The sequence below is a fragment of the Stenotrophomonas sp. 05L413 genome (assembly GCF_056397945.1).
The window spans coordinates 526,488-542,729 of the sequence record NZ_JBFTOL010000001.1 but is presented as its reverse complement, the minus strand read 5'-3'; the positions used below and the strand labels follow the sequence as shown (position 1 = coordinate 542,729).

Here is a 16,242-nt window from a genome sequence, read left to right as displayed (position 1 = left end):
TGACGCCAATGATTCCCTCCCGGAACGCGCGGAAAACGCTCAACGTAGTGCGTTTCGACCGTAACATGAACTTAACGAAAATTGCATGGTTTCGTAGCAATCGCGATTTTCAGTCAGGTGCAGTCAAGGTTGTATAGTGGTGCGTCCCATTGTTGTGTTTCCGGAGTGCCCGCAGTGAGTGCCAGCCAGACGCGTCGTCCCCACGCCAGCCAAGTGCAGAAGGGGTTGTCGCCGCATCCGCGCATCCGCAACGTGATCGCGGTGGGGTCAGGCAAAGGCGGGGTCGGCAAGTCGACCACCGCGGTCAACCTGGCTGTCGCACTTGCCGCGCTCGGCGCGCGCGTGGGCCTGCTGGATGCCGATATCTACGGCCCCAGCGTACCGGCGATGCTTGGCCTGAGCGGTCGCCCGGAGAGTCCGGACAACAAGTCGATCGAGCCGATGCGCGCCTTCGGGGTGGAGACCATGTCGATCGGGTATCTGATCGAGGACGAGACGCCGATGATCTGGCGCGGTCCGATGGCGACCTCGGCGATGACGCAGTTCTTCAACGATACGTTGTGGGACGACCTGGACTATCTGCTGATCGATCTGCCGCCGGGCACCGGTGACATCCAGCTGACCTTGACCCAGAAGATTCCGCTGGCCGGTGCGGTGATCGTCACCACGCCGCAGGACATCGCCACGCTGGATGCGAAGAAGGCGCTGAAGATGTTCGAGAAGGTCGAGGTGCCGGTGCTGGGCATTGTCGAAAACATGGCCGTGCACACCTGCAGCAACTGCGGCCAGGTGGAGCATCTGTTCGGCGAAGGCGGCGGCGAGCGCATGGCTGCCCAGTACGGGGTGCCGCTGCTGGGCTCGCTCCCGCTGGAAATCGGCATCCGCGAGCAGGGCGATGCGGGCACCCCGATCACCGCCGCCGCGCCGGAATCCTCGGCCGCCCAGGCCTATCTGCGCGCCGCGCAGCGCCTGATCGAGGAAGTGGCCAAGCGCCCGCGGGCCAGCATTCCGATCCTGTCCTCGCTGATCTGAGCCGGGGCGGTCGCCGCAGCGGCCCCGCCTACGCGTGCCGGGGCAGGGGGGCTGCGGCATAATGGCGGGCCCGAACCGGCGCAGCCCAGGACCCCCTTACATGAGCATCAAGAGTGACCGCTGGATCCGTCAGATGGCCGAGCAGCAGGGCATGATCGAGCCGTTCGAAGCCGGCCAGGTCAAGCAGGCCAACGGCCAGCGCATCGTCAGCTACGGCACCTCCAGCTACGGCTACGACGTGCGTTGCTCGCGCGAGTTCAAGGTGTTCACCAACATCAACTCCACCATCGTGGACCCGAAGCACTTCGATCCGGGCAGCTTCGTGGACATCGTCGGCGATGAGTGCATCATCCCGCCCAACAGCTTCGCGCTGGCGCGCACCGTGGAGTACTTCCGCATCCCGCGTGACACCCTGGTGGTATGCCTGGGCAAGAGCACCTACGCGCGCTGCGGGATCATCGTCAACGTGACCCCGCTGGAGCCGGAATGGGAGGGCCACGTCACCCTGGAATTCAGCAACACCACGCCGTTGCCGGCGCGTATCTATGCCAATGAAGGCGTGGCGCAGATGCTGTTCTTCCAGGCCGACAAGGACGATATCTGCGAGACCTCGTACAAGGATCGCGGCGGCAAGTACCAGGGCCAGACCGGCGTCACCCTGCCGCGCACCTGATCACCCTGGGTCCACTGCCGCGTGACCGGTAGTGCCGGCCGCTGGCCGGCACCAGACAGCACACAGGAAAAAAGCGCGGATCACTCCGCGCTTTTTTCGTTTCCGTCTTCCCGGCTGGCGTTATTTGCCGCGGCCGAACAGCAACCCGATACCAACGGCCACCAGCACGACCGGCCACCAGGTGAGGATCAGCTTCCCCATGTTCATGTTGGTCCAGCCCAGATTGCTGGCCAGCAGGAACAGGCCGACGAGGATCAGGACGATGGCGGCGACAAGGTTGGAACGCATCAGGGGCAGGGTCCGCTAGGGCTGGGGCGAATATCCTAGCCGTTCCTTCCAGTGTGCGACACGCTCGGCCAGCACCTGTGGATCAAAACGGTGTGCCTGCCCCTGGCCCCAGACCGGGCCCGGCCACGCCGGATCGCCGACGTGGCGCCCGATCACATGGAAATGCAGCTGGCGCACGATGTTGCCCAGCGAGCCGATGTTGATCTTCTCGACCCCATCCGTGCCTTTGAGCGCCTTGCACGCCCGGTTCAATTCGGTGCGCAGCTTGTCCTGCTGCTCGCCGTCCAGATCGATCCACTCGGTCACGCCGCTCAGGCGCGGGACCAGGATCAACCAGGGGTACCTTTCATCGTTCATCAATCGCACTTGCGATAACGGCCCTTCTGCCACCAGTACGCTGTCGGTGGCCAGGCGTGAATCCAGTTCGAACTCGCTCATCCAAGATGCTCCGCAAAGAAGTCCAGGGTGCGTTCCAGCGCCAGGTGGGCGCTGTCTGGATCATACGCATGTCCGACGCTGCGGTTGAAGGCATGATCGGCCGGGTAGACGAAGGTGGCCATCTGCGGCAGCTTCTCGCGGTGGGCTTTGATCGCCTCCGGCGGGATGCTCTTGTCCTGCGCGCCGAAGTGGAACATGACCGGCGCCTTGGGCGTCTCGTCCAGGTACTTCACGTTGCGGGCCCCGTAATAGCTGACCGAGGGCAGGCCCAGGCGCAGCGCGGAGAGCAGGGCGATGCTGCCGCCCCAGCAATAGCCGACGGTGCCGACCCTGCCGGCCGGAGCCAGCCGCGAGGCGGCCGCCCGCACGATCTCCAGCGCCTTTTCGACCCCGAGCTCGTCGACCATGGCCAGGCCGGCGGCTACGCCATCGCTGTCATAAGGCAGTTCCGGCGGTTCGGTGCTGTCCGGGGCCGACCCGACCAGATCGAAGAACGACGGGGCCAGCACGGCATAGCCCTTGGCGGCGTAATCGTCGGCCACCGCGCGGATGTGCGGGTTGGCGCCGAAGATCTCCTGGATCACCACCAGACCCCCGCGCGGCTTGCCTTCCGGCGTCGCCTGCCAGGCGCGGACCGGTCCGTAATGCGTATCGAGTGTGATCCACTCACCCATGGTGCGAGACTCCCGTTGGTTCAGGCATTCATTATCGGCCCCGCGCGGGTTAGCGCGATGTCAGCGGGCATGCCGGATCTGGCGGGATCAGCCCGATCCGGTTCAGGGGCGCGGGCTGAACGCCGGTATACTTGCCGCCGTTTCCGGCCCCAGGTCCCCACGCCATTCCGGCATGGGCCCAGGCCCCCAGAGTCCTTGCGATCCATGTCCCAGCTGAACCCCAAAGTCGGCTTCGTCAGCCTTGGCTGCCCGAAGGCCCTTGTCGATTCCGAGCGCATCCTCACCCAGTTGCGGTCCGAGGGCTACGACATCGTTCCCTCCTACGACGCGGCCGACGTGGTGGTGGTCAACACCTGCGGCTTCATCGATTCGGCCGTGACCGAGTCGCTGGATGCGATCGGCGAGGCGATGAACGCCAACGGCAAGGTGATCGTCACCGGTTGCCTGGGCAAGCGCCCCGAGCAGATCCGCGAGGCCTACCCGAACGTGTTGGCGGTGTCGGGCCCGCAGGACTACATGAGCGTGATGGAGGCCGTCCACGCTGCGCTGCCGCCCAAGCACGATCCCTTCGTGGATCTGGTGCCCGACTACGGTATCAAGCTGACCCCGCGCCACTACGCCTATCTGAAGATTTCCGAAGGCTGCAATCACACGTGCAGCTTCTGCATCATTCCCTCGATGCGTGGCAAGCTGGTCTCGCGCCCGGTCGATGAGGTGCTGCGCGAAGCCGAGCGGCTGGTGCGGGGGGGCGTCAAGGAACTGCTGGTGGTCTCCCAGGACACCTCGGCCTATGGCGTGGATGTGAAGTACGCCGAGCGCATGTGGCGTGACAAGGCCTACCAGACCCGCTTGAAGGCGTTGTGCGAAGGCCTGTCCGAGCTGGATGCGTGGACCCGCATGCATTACGTCTACCCGTACCCGCATGTGGACGAGATCGTGCCGCTGATGGCCGAGAACCGGATCCTGCCCTACCTGGATATCCCGTTCCAGCACGCCAGCCCGCGCATTCTCAAGCTGATGAAGCGCCCGGGCGCGGTCGACAAGACCCTGGAGCGCGTGCAGCGCTGGCGCCAGCTCTGCCCGGACATCACCGTGCGCTCGACCTTCATCGTCGGCTTCCCGGGCGAGACCGATGCCGAGTTCGAGGAGCTGCTCAGCTTCCTGGACGAGGCGCAGCTGGACCGCGTGGGCGCGTTCGCCTACTCGCCGGTCACCGGCGCGACCGCCAACGATCTGCCCGGTGCGGTGCCCGAAGAAGTGAAGCAGGAGCGCCTGGCCCGCTTCATGGAACGCCAGGCGGAGATCTCCGCCGCGCGCCTGGAGGCCAAGATCGGTACCGTGCAGCAGTGCCTGGTCGATGCCATCGAAGACGGCATCGCGGTGGCCCGTTCGAAGGCCGATGCGCCGGAGATCGACGGCCTGGTGCATATCCAGAACGCCGATGAAGCCAAGCTGCGTGTCGGCCAGTTCGTCGATGTCGAGATCACCGAGAGCGACGATCACGACCTGTTCGGTGACGCGATCATCGCGGCAGAAGCGCGCAAGCCGTTCGATCTGCAGGTGCTGTGATCGCAGCGGCGTCGACGGCCGATCACGGCGGTCGACGCCGCTTCATCGCGCCGCCGCGTGATGCGGTGGATGCGGCCTGTTTCGCGCAGCCGATCTACGCCGGGCTGAGCGACTTCCAGGACCTGATGCTCGCGCCGAACTGGCCCGCCATTGCATCGCTCGATGCACGCCTCGCGCTGCCGGACACGCATCTTGCCGAGCAGGACGAGGCGCTGCTGGCCGACGGTCTGCACTATGAAACCCGCATTGCCGAGCGCGGCCAGATCGCCACGCGTGCGGCCAACTGGCATGACCTGTTCAATGCCCTGATCTGGGCGCGTTACCCCGCCATCAAGCGCGCGCTCAACCGGCAGCAGTGCCGGCACATCGCGGCGATGGCGCCAGGGCAGCGCAACCGGGCGCAGGCCGCGTTGACCCAATTCGACGAGAGCGGCGTGATCGTGCGTGTGCGCGAACCGGCGCTGCTGCGTGCGTGGGACCAGCACGACTGGCAGGCGCTGTTCGGGGATGGGGCAGGGCTGTGGCGACACGGCGACATCGCCGTCGCGGCAGTGATCGGGCATGCGCTGCTGGAGCAGGCCTTGGTCCCGGAGCGCTTGCTGGTGGGAAAGTGCGTGGTGGTGCAGGGCGATGACGATGCCGCCGCGATTGCCGTGGCTGCGCGGGCAATCACGGACGGTGCAGTGCTCACTGATCCGCTGGAGCTGCGGCCGTTGCCACTGGCGGGGATACCCGGGTGGCACGTCCACCAGGATGCGGCCTTCCATGCGCGGGCCGACTACTTCCGCCCGTTGCGCGAGGGCCGTGTGTATCCCGCAGCGCTGGGGTGATTCCATGCGTGGATGCACCCTGTCAGCCGGGGTACGCCACCGACAGGATCGCGAACCCATGGCGGCCGCTGGGCAGCTCCACCTCGAACTCATCGTCCACGCGTTTCTTCAGCAGCGCGCGCGCCAACGGCGAATCGATGCTGATCCAGCCTGCACCGGCATCGGTCTCGTCCGGGCCGACGATGCGGTACACGTGGATGTCGCCCGAGTCGACATTCTCCAGCTCGATCGTCGCGCCGAAGAACACCGCGTTTGGATCGGTCGGCGCGGTATCGACAATGCGCAGTGCTTCCAGCCGCTTGGTCAGGTAGCGCACGCGCCGATCGATCTCGCCCAGCTGTTTCTTGCGGTAGGTGTATTCGGCATTCTCGGAGCGGTCGCCTTCTGCGGCGGCGGCGGCCAGTGCCTTCACCACTTCCGGGCGTATGTGCCGCCACAGCTCATCCAGTTCGGTCTTCAGCCGCTGGTGGCCCTGTGCGGTGATCAGGGCCGTGCTTTTTTCCGCGGGGGGACGCCAACGCGACATCAGGTCTGCTTGTGCTCTTCAAAAGGTGCCGCGCCACAGGGCGCGACACGAAGTATCAGCGTTTTCCGCCGAAAATACCGCCGAGCAGGCCACGCACGATCTGGTTGCCCAGCTTGGTGCCGACGGTGCGCGTGGTCTGCTTGGCCATGGTTTCGATCATGCCCTGGCGGCGCTTGGTGCCGAAGATCGCATCCTTGATGCTCTGGCCGAAGCCACCTTCCTGCGCCTCATCCTGCTGGCGGGTACGGGCTTTGGGTGCATCGGCCTGTTCGACGGTCTTCTGCGCGCGCTGCGCCAACAGTTCGGCTGCCGATTCGCGGTTGATCGCGGTGTCGTAACGGGTGCCCACCGGGCTGCCGGCACGCACCTGCGCACGTTCGGCCTCGGTGATCGCGCCCATCCGGCAACGCGGTGGCGCGATCTGGGTCTGCTGCACGGGCGAGGGGATGCCCTTGTCCTGCAGCGTGGACACCAGCGCTTCACCGGTACCCAGCTTGGCCAGCGTGGCGGCCACATCCAGCTTCGGGTTGGGCACGAAGGTTTCGGCGGCGACCTTCACCGCTTTCTGGTCGCGCGGGGTGAACGCACGCAGCGCGTGCTGCACGCGGTTGCCGAGCTGGCCGAGAATGCTGGCCGGCACGTCATCCGGGAACTGCGAGCAGAAGTACACGCCCACGCCCTTGGAGCGGATCAGCCGGACCACCTGCTCGATGCGCTGCGCCAGCGCCGGCGGTGCGTCATCGAACAGCAGGTGCGCCTCATCGAAGATGAAGACCAGCTTCGGCTTCTCCAGATCGCCCACTTCCGGCAGCGTTTCGAACAGCTCCGAGAGCAGCCACAGCAGGAAGGTGGAATACAGCCGCGGCTTGAGCACCAGCTGGTCGGCGGCGAGGATGCCGATCACGCCGCGGCCATCGTGGTTGACGCGCATGAGGTCGGCCAGCTCCAGCGCAGGCTCGCCGAAGAACGCTTCGCCGCCGTCCTGTGACAGGCGCAGCAGCGAGCGCTGGATCGCCGCCACGGTCTGCGCGCTGACCAGGCCGTATTCGGTGGAGATGTCCTTGCGCTCCTCGGCGACCAGGCCGAGCAGGGCGCGCAGATCATCCAGATCGAGCAGCAGCAGGCCGCGGTCGTCAGCGAGCTTGAATACGATGTCCAGCACGCCGGCCTGGGTATCGTTGAGTTCCAGGATGCGCGCGAGCAGGGTCGGGCCCATTTCACTGACCGTGGTGCGTACCGGGTGGCCGAGCTTGCCGTACAGGTCCCAGAACACGGTCGGGCTGGCAGCGGGCGCGTAGTCGGTCACGCCGAGGTCGGTCGCGCGCTGCAGCAGCGCCTCGGTACCGGCACCGGGTACGGCCAGGCCGGACACGTCACCCTTCACATCGGCCAGGAACACCGGCACGCCGATCCGCGAGAAACCCTCGGCCAGCGTCATCAGGGTGACGGTCTTGCCGGTGCCGGTCGCGCCGGCCACCAGGCCGTGGCGGTTGCCCAGGCGCGGCAGCAGGGTCACGGGGATATCGTCGGTGATGCCTTTGCCGAGCAGAATCGGATCCATGGTCAACTCGCAGTGTGAATAGGCGGGATTCTAAACGTCGGCGTTGGCCGGCCGGCAGACGGGTTGCCCCGATGCAAGCGGCGCGGCTACTCTGCCCCATCGTTCGCACACAGTGCCAAAAATGCCCGTTCCTGTCTTGCTTGTCCGTGGTTGGCCGCTGTTGGCCGTTGCCGCGATGCTGTCGATCGTCCCCGAGGCCCATGCCCAGCGCGTCTCTGCCCGCGACAAGGCCAAGGTGGAGGCGCTCGACCAGCGCATGACAGCCGCCGAGAAGCGCTACAACGCGGCGCTGGTGCTGGTGAACAATGCCGACCCCAAGGGCACCAACGAGGCCGACGCCGCGCTGGAGGACATGGAGGATGTGATCAGCGCCTGCGTGGCCCAGAAGGGCTGCCAGGTCAGCAACCTGCTGCCGACTTACAAGCGCCTGCTCAAGAGCAACGCCGACAGCCAGCAGGACAGCGAGGACGGCACGGCCATCGCCGACGGCACCCTGCTGGAGGCCGACCCGGACCATGTCGGCCCGCTGGCCGCCGATGTGCCCGAAGCGGCCCGCGCTGCCGCGCTGCTCAACGACAAGCGGCACGCCTTCGATACCATGGTCGAGTACAACCCGGCCGTGCAGGCCGGCATCCGCCGCTGGCTGACCGACATGCGCCCGGCGCTGCTCACCAGTTACGAGAACTACCAGAACCTGCGTGCGGTGATGTGGCCGGAGTGGGAAAAGCGCGGCCTGCCCGAAGCGCTGCTGTTCGGGATCATGGCCAAGGAATCCAACGGGCGCGTGCACGCCTCCTCGCGTGCCGGCGCCGCCGGGCTGATGCAGTTCATGCCGGCCACCGGCCGCCGTTTCGGGCTCGGCCCGGATGGCACCGGGTTCGACACGCGTTTCGACGCACGCAGTGCCGCCGAGGCCAGCGCGACCTACCTCAACGAACGCATGCGTGAGCTCAACAACAGCGTCGAGCTGTCGCTGGCCGGTTACAACGGCGGTGAAGGGCGCGCCATCCGCGTGTTCCGCCAGTACCCGGGGCAGGGCTTCTGGACCGACAGCGTCTACAACCAGTTCCCGGGCGAGACCAAGGACTACGTACCGATGGTGATCGCCGCGGCGTGGATCTATCTGCACCCGCAGCAGTACGGCGTGGAGTTCCCCAAGATCAGCGCGCAGCCGGCCACGATCCGCCTGGCCAAGTCGACCACGATCTACGAGCTGACCATCTGCCTGGGCAGCAGCGGTACCCGCGACGGCTACATGCGTGCACTGCGCAACCTCAACCCGCGCTATGAGGCCGACGGCTGGATTCCGGCCGGCACCACCATCAACGCGACCACCCGCATCGCCGGCCTGTACAACCGGTTCTGCGTCAGCGGCCCGCGCGCCGATCTGGCCCGCACCCTCATCACCGCCGACCTCAATGCGGCGATCGTGCGGCCTACGGCGGTCAGCTACACCGGCAACGTGGCGGTGGGAAGCGTGGTGCCGGTCGCCCAGCCGCAGGCCATGCCCGCGGTGACCCCGGCCGCGCCGGTAGCCGTCCCGGCCGCCAAGCCCAAGGCCAAGCCGGCCCGCAGTTACAAGGTCGGTAAGGGCGAGACCCTCGGCAAGATCGCCGCTAGGTTCCAGTGCGATGTGCCGACCCTGGCCCGGGCCAACGGCCTCAAGGCGCCGGCCTATTCCCTCAAGCAGGGCCAGAGCATCAAGCTGCAGGGCTGCGACAAGTAAGCCATAACCGGGTAGGCTCGCCGGCATCACGCCTGTGGCCGCCCGGCCCAGCACATCCATCGCAGCCTCGGCCACGTGCCGGCGCTCACCGCAACACGCATACAGGACACCCAGATGGATATCACCGCAATCAACGAGATGTTCGCCAACATCCGTGAAAACACCGATTGGGACCTTAACGGCCCGATGCTGTGGGGCTACTTCTTCGTCAACACCACGCCGGAGCCGCTGCACGGCCTGGGCGAGAAGCTGGTCGAACTGGGCTACACCCTGGTGGAAGTGTTCGAGCCGGACCTTGAAGAAGGCGAAGACCCCTACCACGTGCTGCACGTGGAGCGCGCCGAGGTGCACACCGAAGCCTCGCTGGATGCCCGCAACCATGAGCTGCAGGCCCTGGCCGAAGCGAACGGCGTGGAAGACTATGACGGCATGGACGTCGGCCCGGTCGAGATCTGATCGGCGCGATCCGATCGAACCGGACACAACGAAAAACGCCCCGGGAAACCGGGGCGTTTTCATTGGTGCGGATCGCATGGTCTACCAGTAGTGCCGGCCGCTGGCCGGCTACCCGGAATACCTGCGATGCCGGCCAGCGGCCGGCACTACCGTCACTTCAGGGTCGCCAGCGCCTGCCCCAGCTGCACCGCATGCTCTGCATCCAGGTGCGGCGCGAACTCGGCCACACCGGGCGGCAGCAGCACGATCACGGTGGAGCCGTAGTTGAAGCGCGCCATCTCCGCGAAGCGTTCCAGGGTGATGCCCTTGCCACGGTAATCCTTGCGCGTGATCGTATCGCCGTAGGCCGGAATCTCCTCGCCGCCCCACACCGTCTCCACGCCGGAGACCAGCAGCGCGCCGACCATCACCGAGACCATCGGGCCGAAGTCGGTATCGAAGTGACAGACCAGGCGTTCGTTGCGGGCGAACAGCCCCGGCACCCTGTTCACCGCGGCCGGGCCGACGCTGAACAACCGCCCCGGCACGTGCACGGTCTCGCGCAGCGTGCCGGTCCATGGCATGTGCACGCGGTGGTAATCCTTCGGCGACAGATACACCGTGGCGAACAGGCCGTGGTGGAAGACCTCGGCATCCTCGGCATCGCCCAGCAGCTCGGCGGCGGTGAAGGACTGGCCCTTGGCCTGGAAGATGCGCCCGTCCTCGATCTTGCCCAGCTGGCTGATCCGGCCATCGGCCGGCATCACCAGCGTGCGCGGATCGGCATCGGCCACGCGCGCGCCCGGCTTCAACGCCCGGGTGAAGAACTGGTTGAAGGTCGGGTAGCTGCGCGGGTCCGGATTGGCGGCTTCGGCCAGATTCACGCCGAACTTGGCGGTTACGGTGTCGATCAGCCAGCGCGAGACCCGCGGGTTGCTGGAATACGCCAGTCTGCGCGCCATGGACGACAGCAGGCGATGGGGCAGGGCGTAGCTCAGCGTGGTCATCAAACTCATGGGGCGGATTTCTCGGTCAGCAGGTGCAGGTCGCGGGCGATGGCCTGCGCTTGGAAAGGAGGGCGGATCAGACCGGCCAAGCGGCCTTCCGGATCCAGCACGGCCAGGCTGGCCGAGTGTTCGAGGGTGTAATCCTCGGGATTCTCATCGAAGTGCTTGCCCGGCACCTTCTGGAACACGAAGCCCAGCGAGGTGGCGAAACGCTCCAGCGAGGGCACATCGGCTGTCGCGGCCAGCGTGTCCTTATGGAACGCATGCACGTACTCGCCCAGCCGTGCCGGCGTATCGCGCTCGGGATCGACCGAAATGAAGACCAGCCGCGGGCGCAGCGTCTCGGGCAGGGCTTCCCACTGCTTCTGGGCCTGGGCCAGATCGGCCAGCGTGGTCGGGCACACATCCGGGCAGAAGGTGAAGCCCAGGAACACCAGGGTCCAGTGGCCCTTCAGCTCGCCCGGGATCAGCCGGGTGCCGTCGGACTGGCCCAGGTTGAAATCGGGCAGCGGGCGCGGCTGCGGATAGAAGGTGATCGACTCGGTGGCGGGGCGGTCACCGCCCGGCTTGGGCGCGAAGACCTTCTGCGCCACGACCAGTCCCAGCCCGGCGGCGAGGGCGATCAGCAGGATGATGCCGACATTGCGATTGAACATAAGGGCCCCGTCCCGGAAGTGGCCACCATGATAGAGGCAGCCACGCCGGATTGTCGGGAGGGGCGTCGGCACGGGTGGGTAAGCAGTGCCAATTGCACTGCCGAGCGTCGAAACCTCAGCGTCTGGGGCAGGGCACGGATTGCTGTTGGCGAAATGCCGAGCATGGCTCGGCACTACAAAAAACGCCTTCGATGCGTAATTCGTGCGCTATCGCCTTGGCCTTGGCTGTTCCCGAAAGAACCAACCCACTGTCAAAGGCGTGGCGGGGGTGGGAGGGCGGGACCGTCAAGCGGCATGGATGCCGCTTGTCGAGCCCCCAGGGATGGGTTTACGGCGTGTCCCGCCCTCCCACCCCCGCCACGCCAGCCCACGGACTGGCAACCGCCGCATTGGCTTCTGTCTTGATCCTCGCCGTGGCCGTGGCCGTGGCCGTGGCTCGTTTCGACTGCAACGGATGCCCCGGCCCGCCCCAGCGCCTATAATCGGGGGCCACATTGCCTGTTGCCCCGCCATGACCGCCGAAACGGCCGCCGAACTCCACACGATCATCGACCTGATCCGCTACGGCACCARCCGTTTCAACGCCGCCGGGCTGACCTTCGGGCACAGCTACGACAACGCCCTGGACGAAGCCACCCAGCTGGTCCTGCACAGCCTGCACCTCCCGCATGACCTCGGCCCCGCCTACGGCCAGGCGCGCCTGCTGCAGGACGAAAAGGTCCGCGTGCTGGACCTGTTCCAGCGCCGCATCGACGAGCGCATCCCGGCTGCCTACCTCACCGGTGAGGCCTGGTTCGCCGGCCTGAGCTTCAAGAGCGACACCCGCGCCCTGGTGCCGCGCTCCCCGATCGCCGAACTGATCGAGTGCGGCTTCGAGCCGTGGCTGGCCGGCCGCGATGTCCATCGCGCCCTCGACCTGTGCACCGGCTCGGGCTGCATCGCCATCGCCATGGGCCACTACTACCCGAACTGGGAGGTGGATGGCGTCGACCTCAGCGACGAAGCACTCTCGCTGGCCGAAGAGAACAAGGAACGTCTGCAGACGCAGAACGTCACCCTGCTCAAGTCCGACCTGTTCAACGGCCTGACCGGCCGTCACTACGACCTGATCGTCACCAATCCCCCGTACGTCACCAACGACGAGACCGATGCCCTGCCGCAGGAATACGCCTACGAGCCGGAAATGGGCCTGCGTGCCGGGCACGACGGCCTGGACCTGGTGCTGAAGATCCTGCGCGACGCCCCGCTGCACCTGAGCGAGGATGGTCTGCTGATCTGTGAAGTGGGCGAGTCCGAGCAGCACCTGTACAAGCTGCTGCCCGAAGTGGATTTCCGCTGGGTCGAGTTCAAGGTCGGCCAGATGGGCATCTTCGCCGTGGAGTGCCGCGAACTGATCGCGCACAGCGCCCGCATCACCGAACTGGCAGCGCAGCGGCCGTGAGTTCCAACAGCTTCGGCAAACTGCTGACCGTTACCACCTTCGGCGAATCGCACGGTCCGGCGATCGGCTGCGTGGTGGACGGCTGTCCGCCGGGGCTGGAGATCAGCGCCGACGAATTCGCCCATGATCTGCAGCGGCGGGCCACCGGCAAGAGCCGGCACACCTCCGCGCGGCGTGAAGCGGATGAGATCGAGATCCTCTCCGGGGTGTACGAGGGCCGCACCACCGGTACCCCGATCGGGCTGCTGATCCGCAACACGGATCAGCGCAGCAAGGATTACACCAACATTGCCCAGCAGTTCCGCCCGGGCCATGCCGACTACAGCTACTGGCAGAAGTACGGCATCCGCGATCCGCGCGGGGGTGGTCGTTCTTCCGCGCGCGAAACCACCATGCGCGTCGCCGCCGGTGTCATCGCCAAGAAGTGGCTGCTGCAGCGGCATGGCGTCACCGTGCGTGGCTATCTCTCGCAGCTGGGCGAGATCATCCCGACCGGTTTTGACTGGTCGGCGGTGGAAGACAATCCGTTCTTCTGGCCGGTCGCCGATCAGGTGCCTGCGCTGGAGAGCTACATGGATGCGCTGCGCAAGTCCGGTGATTCGGTCGGTGCGCGCGTCAACGTGGTGGCTGACGGCGTACCGCCGGGCTGGGGCGAGCCGATCTACGGCAAGCTCGATGGCGATCTGGCGGCCGCGCTGATGAGCATCAACGCGGTGAAGGGCGTGGAGATCGGCGATGGCTTTGCCAGTGCCGCGCAGAAGGGCACCGAACACCGTGACCTGCTCACCCCGCAGGGGTTTGCCAGCAACCATGCCGGCGGCATCCTCGGTGGCATCTCCACCGGCCAGCAGGTCACTGCCTCGATCGTGCTCAAGCCGACCTCCAGCCTGCGCCTGCCCGGTGCCACGGTGGACGCCACCGGTGCCTCGGTCGAGGTGATCACCACCGGCCGTCACGATCCGTGCGTGGGCATCCGTGCCACCCCGATCGCCGAGGCGATGATGGCCCTGGTGCTGATGGACCAGGCGCTGCGCCACCGCGCCCAGTGCGGTGATGTCGGCCAGATCACCCCGCGCATCCCGGGCACGATCGATGGCTGATCGGCGCCCCAAGGTCTGGGTCAGCCAGCCCCTGTTCGACGATGTCGTCGAACAGCTCGGGCAGCATTTCGACCTGACCATGACCGGCGACGTCACCCGCTATACGCCGCAGATACTGGCCGAACAGCTGGCCCACGTCGACGGCGCGCTGATCACCCTCAACGAACGCATCGGTGCAGCCGAGATCGCCAACGCGCCCCAGCTGCGCGCGATCGCCAACGTCGGTGTGGGCTACAACAACCTGGATATCGACGCGCTCAGCGCCGCCGGCATCCTGGCCAGCAATACCCCTGATGTCCTGACCGAAACCACGGCCGATCTCGGCTTTGCGCTGCTGATGGCCACCGCCCGCCGCATCACCGAATCCGAGCGCTGGCTGCGTGACGGGCAGTGGGGGCAGTGGTCGTTCCAGACCATGCTCGGTGCGGACATCCACGGCAGCACGCTGGGCATCCTCGGCATGGGCCGCATCGGCCAGGGCATTGCCCGTCGCGGTGCGCACGGCTTCGGCATGCGCGTGCTGTACCACAACCGTTCGCGGCTGCCCGAGGCCACCGAGGCCGAGGTCGGCGCGCAGTACGTGGGCCTGGATACGCTGCTGGCGCAGGCCGATCACCTCGTGCTCGTGCTGCCGTACAACGCCGCCTCGCACCACATCATCGGTGCCGATGCGCTGGCAAAGATGAAGCCGACCGCCACGCTGATCAACATCGCCCGCGGCGGCATCGTGGATGAGCTGGCGCTCGCCGATGCACTGGCCAACGGGCGCCTGGCCGCCGCCGGGCTGGATGTGTTCGAAGGCGAACCGACGGTGCGCCCGGAACTGCTCGCCCTGCACAACATCGTGCTGACCCCGCATATCGGCAGCGCCAGCCAGGCCACCCGCCGGGCGATGGTGCAGCTGGCCGTGGACAACCTGACCGCCGCACTGGGGCAGGGCCCGGATGCCGGCCACCCGCCGAGCGCGATCAACGCCGACGCTGTCGCTGCCGTGAAAACCGGCGGCGCGACCGTGGGCGGCAAAAAAATCGACGACGCAAAACGATAGGGAACCGCGCTGGCCAACAGGCGAGGTTCCCGAACCGGTAGGTACCGACCGATGGTCGGCACATATCTCCAAGGCACGGCAGGTACCGATCGTTGGTCGGTACACATCCCCAACGCACGTTACGTATCGGCCACGGGTCGGTACACCCAACAGAGGTTTTCATGAGCAATCCAGATCGTCGTTTCCACGTCGCCGTCGTCGGTGCCACCGGTGCTGTCGGCGAAACCATGCTGGCCATCCTGGCTGAGCGCAACTTCCCGATCGCCACGCTGAGCCTGCTCGCGTCCTCGCGTTCGGCCGGTGGCGAGATCGAGTACCAGGGTGAGAAGATCAAGGTCCAGGACCTGAGCACCTTCGATCCGAACGGCGTGGACATCGCGCTGTTCTCCGCCGGTGGCAGCGTCTCCAAGGAGTTCGGCCCCAAGTTCGCCGCCGCCGGTGCGGTGGTGATCGACAACTCTTCGGCCTTCCGTTACGACGATGACGTGCCGCTGGTCGTCTCCGAAGTGAACCCGGAGGCGCTGAAGAACCGCCCGCGCGGCATCATCGCCAACCCGAACTGCTCGACCATGCAGATGCTGGTCGCACTGGCGCCGCTGCACCGCCAGTACGGCATCGAGCGCATCAACGTGGCCACCTACCAGTCGGTGTCCGGCGGCGGTCGCTCGGCGCTGGAAGAACTCGGCAAGCAGACCGGCCAGCTGCTCAGCTTCCAGGAAATCGACCCACAGCGCTTCCCGGTGCAGATCGCGTTCAACCTGATCCCGCACATCGATGATTTCCAGGACAACGGCTTCACCAAGGAAGAAATGAAGCTGGTCTGGGAAACCCGCAAGATCCTCGGCGATGACAGCATCCTGGTGAACCCGACCGCCGTGCGCGTGCCGGTGTTCTATGGCCACTCCGAAGCGGTCACCATCGAAACCCGCGACAAGGTCACCCCGGATGCCGCGCGTGAGCTGTTGTCACGTTCGCCGGGCGTGGAAGTGGTCGACAAGCATGAAGCGGGTGGTTATCCGACCCCGGTCACTCACGCGTCGGGCACCGATGCGGTGTACGTCGGCCGCATCCGTGAGGATCTGTCCCATCCGCGCGGCCTGAACCTGTGGATCGTCTCGGACAACATCCGCAAGGGCGCTGCCCTCAATGCCGTGCAGCTGGCCGAACTGGTCGCCGCCGAAGGCTGATCGCGTCGTGGTCGGCGGCATGGGGATGCCGCCGACCACCCGCATTGAAAC

Annotated in this window: 17 protein-coding genes; 10 read left to right on the top strand and 7 right to left on the bottom strand. The window is 66.4% G+C overall.

What is annotated here, in order from left to right:
• The first annotated feature begins 174 nt into the window (after positions 1-174).
• Positions 175-1,032: an iron-sulfur cluster carrier protein ApbC gene (apbC, locus tag AC1DIQ_RS02470; RefSeq protein WP_183073681.1), complete on the top strand. Its 858-nt coding sequence runs from the start codon at positions 175-177 to the stop codon at positions 1,030-1,032.
• A gap of 100 nt (positions 1,033-1,132) precedes the next feature.
• Entirely contained in the window at positions 1,133-1,705 is a 573-nt protein-coding gene (gene dcd, locus AC1DIQ_RS02465) for a dCTP deaminase (RefSeq protein WP_088433273.1), read from the top strand.
• 120 nt (positions 1,706-1,825) lie between these two features.
• On the opposite strand, the gene AC1DIQ_RS02460 is transcribed toward dcd, so the two are convergent.
• The 3 genes from AC1DIQ_RS02460 to AC1DIQ_RS02450 are packed head-to-tail and all read right to left on the bottom strand — an operon-like array spanning position 1,826 to position 3,105.
• Positions 1,826-1,993 carry a LiaI-LiaF-like domain-containing protein gene (locus AC1DIQ_RS02460; protein ID WP_019182647.1) on the bottom strand — a complete coding sequence of 56 codons (168 nt, stop codon included), beginning with the start codon at positions 1,991-1,993 and terminating at the stop codon, positions 1,826-1,828.
• Between the two features lie 15 nt (positions 1,994-2,008).
• Positions 2,009-2,431 carry an HIT domain-containing protein gene (locus AC1DIQ_RS02455; RefSeq protein ID WP_121038502.1) on the bottom strand — a complete coding sequence of 141 codons (423 nt, stop codon included), beginning with the start codon at positions 2,429-2,431 and terminating at the stop codon, positions 2,009-2,011.
• A complete protein-coding gene (locus AC1DIQ_RS02450; protein WP_461770139.1) occupies positions 2,428-3,105 on the bottom strand; it encodes a dienelactone hydrolase family protein in 678 nt (225 codons plus the stop codon). The genes AC1DIQ_RS02455 and AC1DIQ_RS02450 overlap by 4 nt, the downstream gene beginning before the upstream one ends.
• A gap of 204 nt (positions 3,106-3,309) precedes the next feature.
• Between AC1DIQ_RS02450 and rimO the strand changes: the two genes are divergently transcribed.
• Positions 3,310-4,674 carry a 30S ribosomal protein S12 methylthiotransferase RimO gene (gene rimO / locus AC1DIQ_RS02445; protein WP_121038495.1) on the top strand — a complete coding sequence of 455 codons (1,365 nt, stop codon included), beginning with the start codon at positions 3,310-3,312 and terminating at the stop codon, positions 4,672-4,674.
• Positions 4,674-5,504 carry a DUF3025 domain-containing protein gene (locus tag AC1DIQ_RS02440; RefSeq protein WP_478049507.1) on the top strand — a complete coding sequence of 277 codons (831 nt, stop codon included), beginning with the start codon at positions 4,674-4,676 and terminating at the stop codon, positions 5,502-5,504. The genes rimO and AC1DIQ_RS02440 overlap by 1 nt, the downstream gene beginning before the upstream one ends.
• A 22-nt stretch (positions 5,505-5,526) precedes the next feature.
• Here AC1DIQ_RS02440 and greB read toward each other — a convergent pair whose 3' ends face one another.
• Both greB and AC1DIQ_RS02430 read right to left on the bottom strand, forming a co-directional pair.
• The gene (gene greB, locus AC1DIQ_RS02435) at positions 5,527-6,030 is read right to left on the bottom strand and encodes a transcription elongation factor GreB (RefSeq protein WP_478049393.1); all 504 of its coding nucleotides are present in this window, start codon (positions 6,028-6,030) and stop codon (positions 5,527-5,529) included.
• Positions 6,031-6,085: 55 nt separating this feature from the next.
• A complete protein-coding gene (locus tag AC1DIQ_RS02430) occupies positions 6,086-7,591 on the bottom strand; it encodes a helicase HerA-like domain-containing protein (RefSeq protein WP_478049392.1) in 1,506 nt (501 codons plus the stop codon).
• Between the two features lie 121 nt (positions 7,592-7,712).
• On the opposite strand from AC1DIQ_RS02430, the gene AC1DIQ_RS02425 reads away from it, so the two are divergent.
• Positions 7,713-9,317 (top strand): transglycosylase SLT domain-containing protein, encoded by a 1,605-nt coding sequence (locus tag AC1DIQ_RS02425; protein WP_121038484.1) that lies wholly within the window; start codon positions 7,713-7,715, stop codon positions 9,315-9,317.
• A 114-nt stretch (positions 9,318-9,431) separates the two neighbouring features.
• Positions 9,432-9,773 carry a ribonuclease E inhibitor RraB gene (locus AC1DIQ_RS02420; protein WP_121038480.1) on the top strand — a complete coding sequence of 114 codons (342 nt, stop codon included), beginning with the start codon at positions 9,432-9,434 and terminating at the stop codon, positions 9,771-9,773.
• Positions 9,774-9,925: 152 nt separating this feature from the next.
• Here AC1DIQ_RS02420 and asd read toward each other — a convergent pair whose 3' ends face one another.
• Together asd and AC1DIQ_RS02410 are read right to left on the bottom strand one after the other, a co-directional pair.
• Positions 9,926-10,768 carry an archaetidylserine decarboxylase gene (gene asd, locus AC1DIQ_RS02415; RefSeq protein WP_461770137.1) on the bottom strand — a complete coding sequence of 281 codons (843 nt, stop codon included), beginning with the start codon at positions 10,766-10,768 and terminating at the stop codon, positions 9,926-9,928.
• Positions 10,765-11,415: an SCO family protein gene (locus AC1DIQ_RS02410; RefSeq protein WP_478049391.1), complete on the bottom strand. Its 651-nt coding sequence runs from the start codon at positions 11,413-11,415 to the stop codon at positions 10,765-10,767. Before AC1DIQ_RS02410 ends, asd begins: the two co-directional genes overlap by 4 nt.
• Before the next feature lie 511 nt (positions 11,416-11,926).
• Here AC1DIQ_RS02410 and prmB point away from each other — a divergent pair.
• The 4 genes from prmB (at position 11,927) to AC1DIQ_RS02390 (ending at position 16,191) form a co-directional block, all read left to right on the top strand.
• Positions 11,927-12,856, top strand: coding sequence for a 50S ribosomal protein L3 N(5)-glutamine methyltransferase (prmB, locus tag AC1DIQ_RS02405; protein WP_478049390.1), 930 nt, complete (start codon positions 11,927-11,929; stop codon positions 12,854-12,856).
• Complete coding sequence (aroC, locus tag AC1DIQ_RS02400; protein WP_152154511.1) at positions 12,853-13,956, top strand: chorismate synthase; 1,104 nt, start codon at positions 12,853-12,855, stop codon at positions 13,954-13,956. Before prmB ends, aroC begins: the two co-directional genes overlap by 4 nt.
• Positions 13,949-15,004, top strand: coding sequence for a 2-hydroxyacid dehydrogenase (locus AC1DIQ_RS02395; RefSeq protein ID WP_478049389.1), 1,056 nt, complete (start codon positions 13,949-13,951; stop codon positions 15,002-15,004). The genes aroC and AC1DIQ_RS02395 overlap by 8 nt, the downstream gene beginning before the upstream one ends.
• A 161-nt stretch (positions 15,005-15,165) precedes the next feature.
• A complete protein-coding gene (locus tag AC1DIQ_RS02390; RefSeq protein WP_102788063.1) occupies positions 15,166-16,191 on the top strand; it encodes an aspartate-semialdehyde dehydrogenase in 1,026 nt (341 codons plus the stop codon).
• Positions 16,192-16,242 lie beyond the last annotated feature (51 nt).

What these genes read in the sequence shown, in the direction of transcription:
- dcd (WP_088433273.1), top strand. Translation starts at nt 1,133, where the DNA reads ATGAGCATCAAGAGTGACCGCTGGATCCGTCAGATGGCCGAGCAGCAG.
- AC1DIQ_RS02460 (WP_019182647.1), bottom strand. Translation starts at nt 1,993, where the DNA reads ATGCGTTCCAACCTTGTCGCCGCCATCGTCCTGATCCTCGTCGGCCTG.
- AC1DIQ_RS02455 (WP_121038502.1), bottom strand. Translation starts at nt 2,431, where the DNA reads ATGAGCGAGTTCGAACTGGATTCACGCCTGGCCACCGACAGCGTACTG.
- AC1DIQ_RS02450 (WP_461770139.1), bottom strand. Translation starts at nt 3,105, where the DNA reads ATGGGTGAGTGGATCACACTCGATACGCATTACGGACCGGTCCGCGCC.
- rimO (WP_121038495.1), top strand. Translation starts at nt 3,310, where the DNA reads ATGTCCCAGCTGAACCCCAAAGTCGGCTTCGTCAGCCTTGGCTGCCCG.
- greB (WP_478049393.1), bottom strand. Translation starts at nt 6,030, where the DNA reads ATGTCGCGTTGGCGTCCCCCCGCGGAAAAAAGCACGGCCCTGATCACC.
- AC1DIQ_RS02430 (WP_478049392.1), bottom strand. Translation starts at nt 7,591, where the DNA reads ATGGATCCGATTCTGCTCGGCAAAGGCATCACCGACGATATCCCCGTG.
- AC1DIQ_RS02425 (WP_121038484.1), top strand. Translation starts at nt 7,713, where the DNA reads ATGCCCGTTCCTGTCTTGCTTGTCCGTGGTTGGCCGCTGTTGGCCGTT.
- AC1DIQ_RS02420 (WP_121038480.1), top strand. Translation starts at nt 9,432, where the DNA reads ATGGATATCACCGCAATCAACGAGATGTTCGCCAACATCCGTGAAAAC.
- asd (WP_461770137.1), bottom strand. Translation starts at nt 10,768, where the DNA reads ATGAGTTTGATGACCACGCTGAGCTACGCCCTGCCCCATCGCCTGCTG.
- AC1DIQ_RS02410 (WP_478049391.1), bottom strand. Translation starts at nt 11,415, where the DNA reads ATGTTCAATCGCAATGTCGGCATCATCCTGCTGATCGCCCTCGCCGCC.
- AC1DIQ_RS02395 (WP_478049389.1), top strand. Translation starts at nt 13,949, where the DNA reads ATGGCTGATCGGCGCCCCAAGGTCTGGGTCAGCCAGCCCCTGTTCGAC.
- AC1DIQ_RS02390 (WP_102788063.1), top strand. Translation starts at nt 15,166, where the DNA reads ATGAGCAATCCAGATCGTCGTTTCCACGTCGCCGTCGTCGGTGCCACC.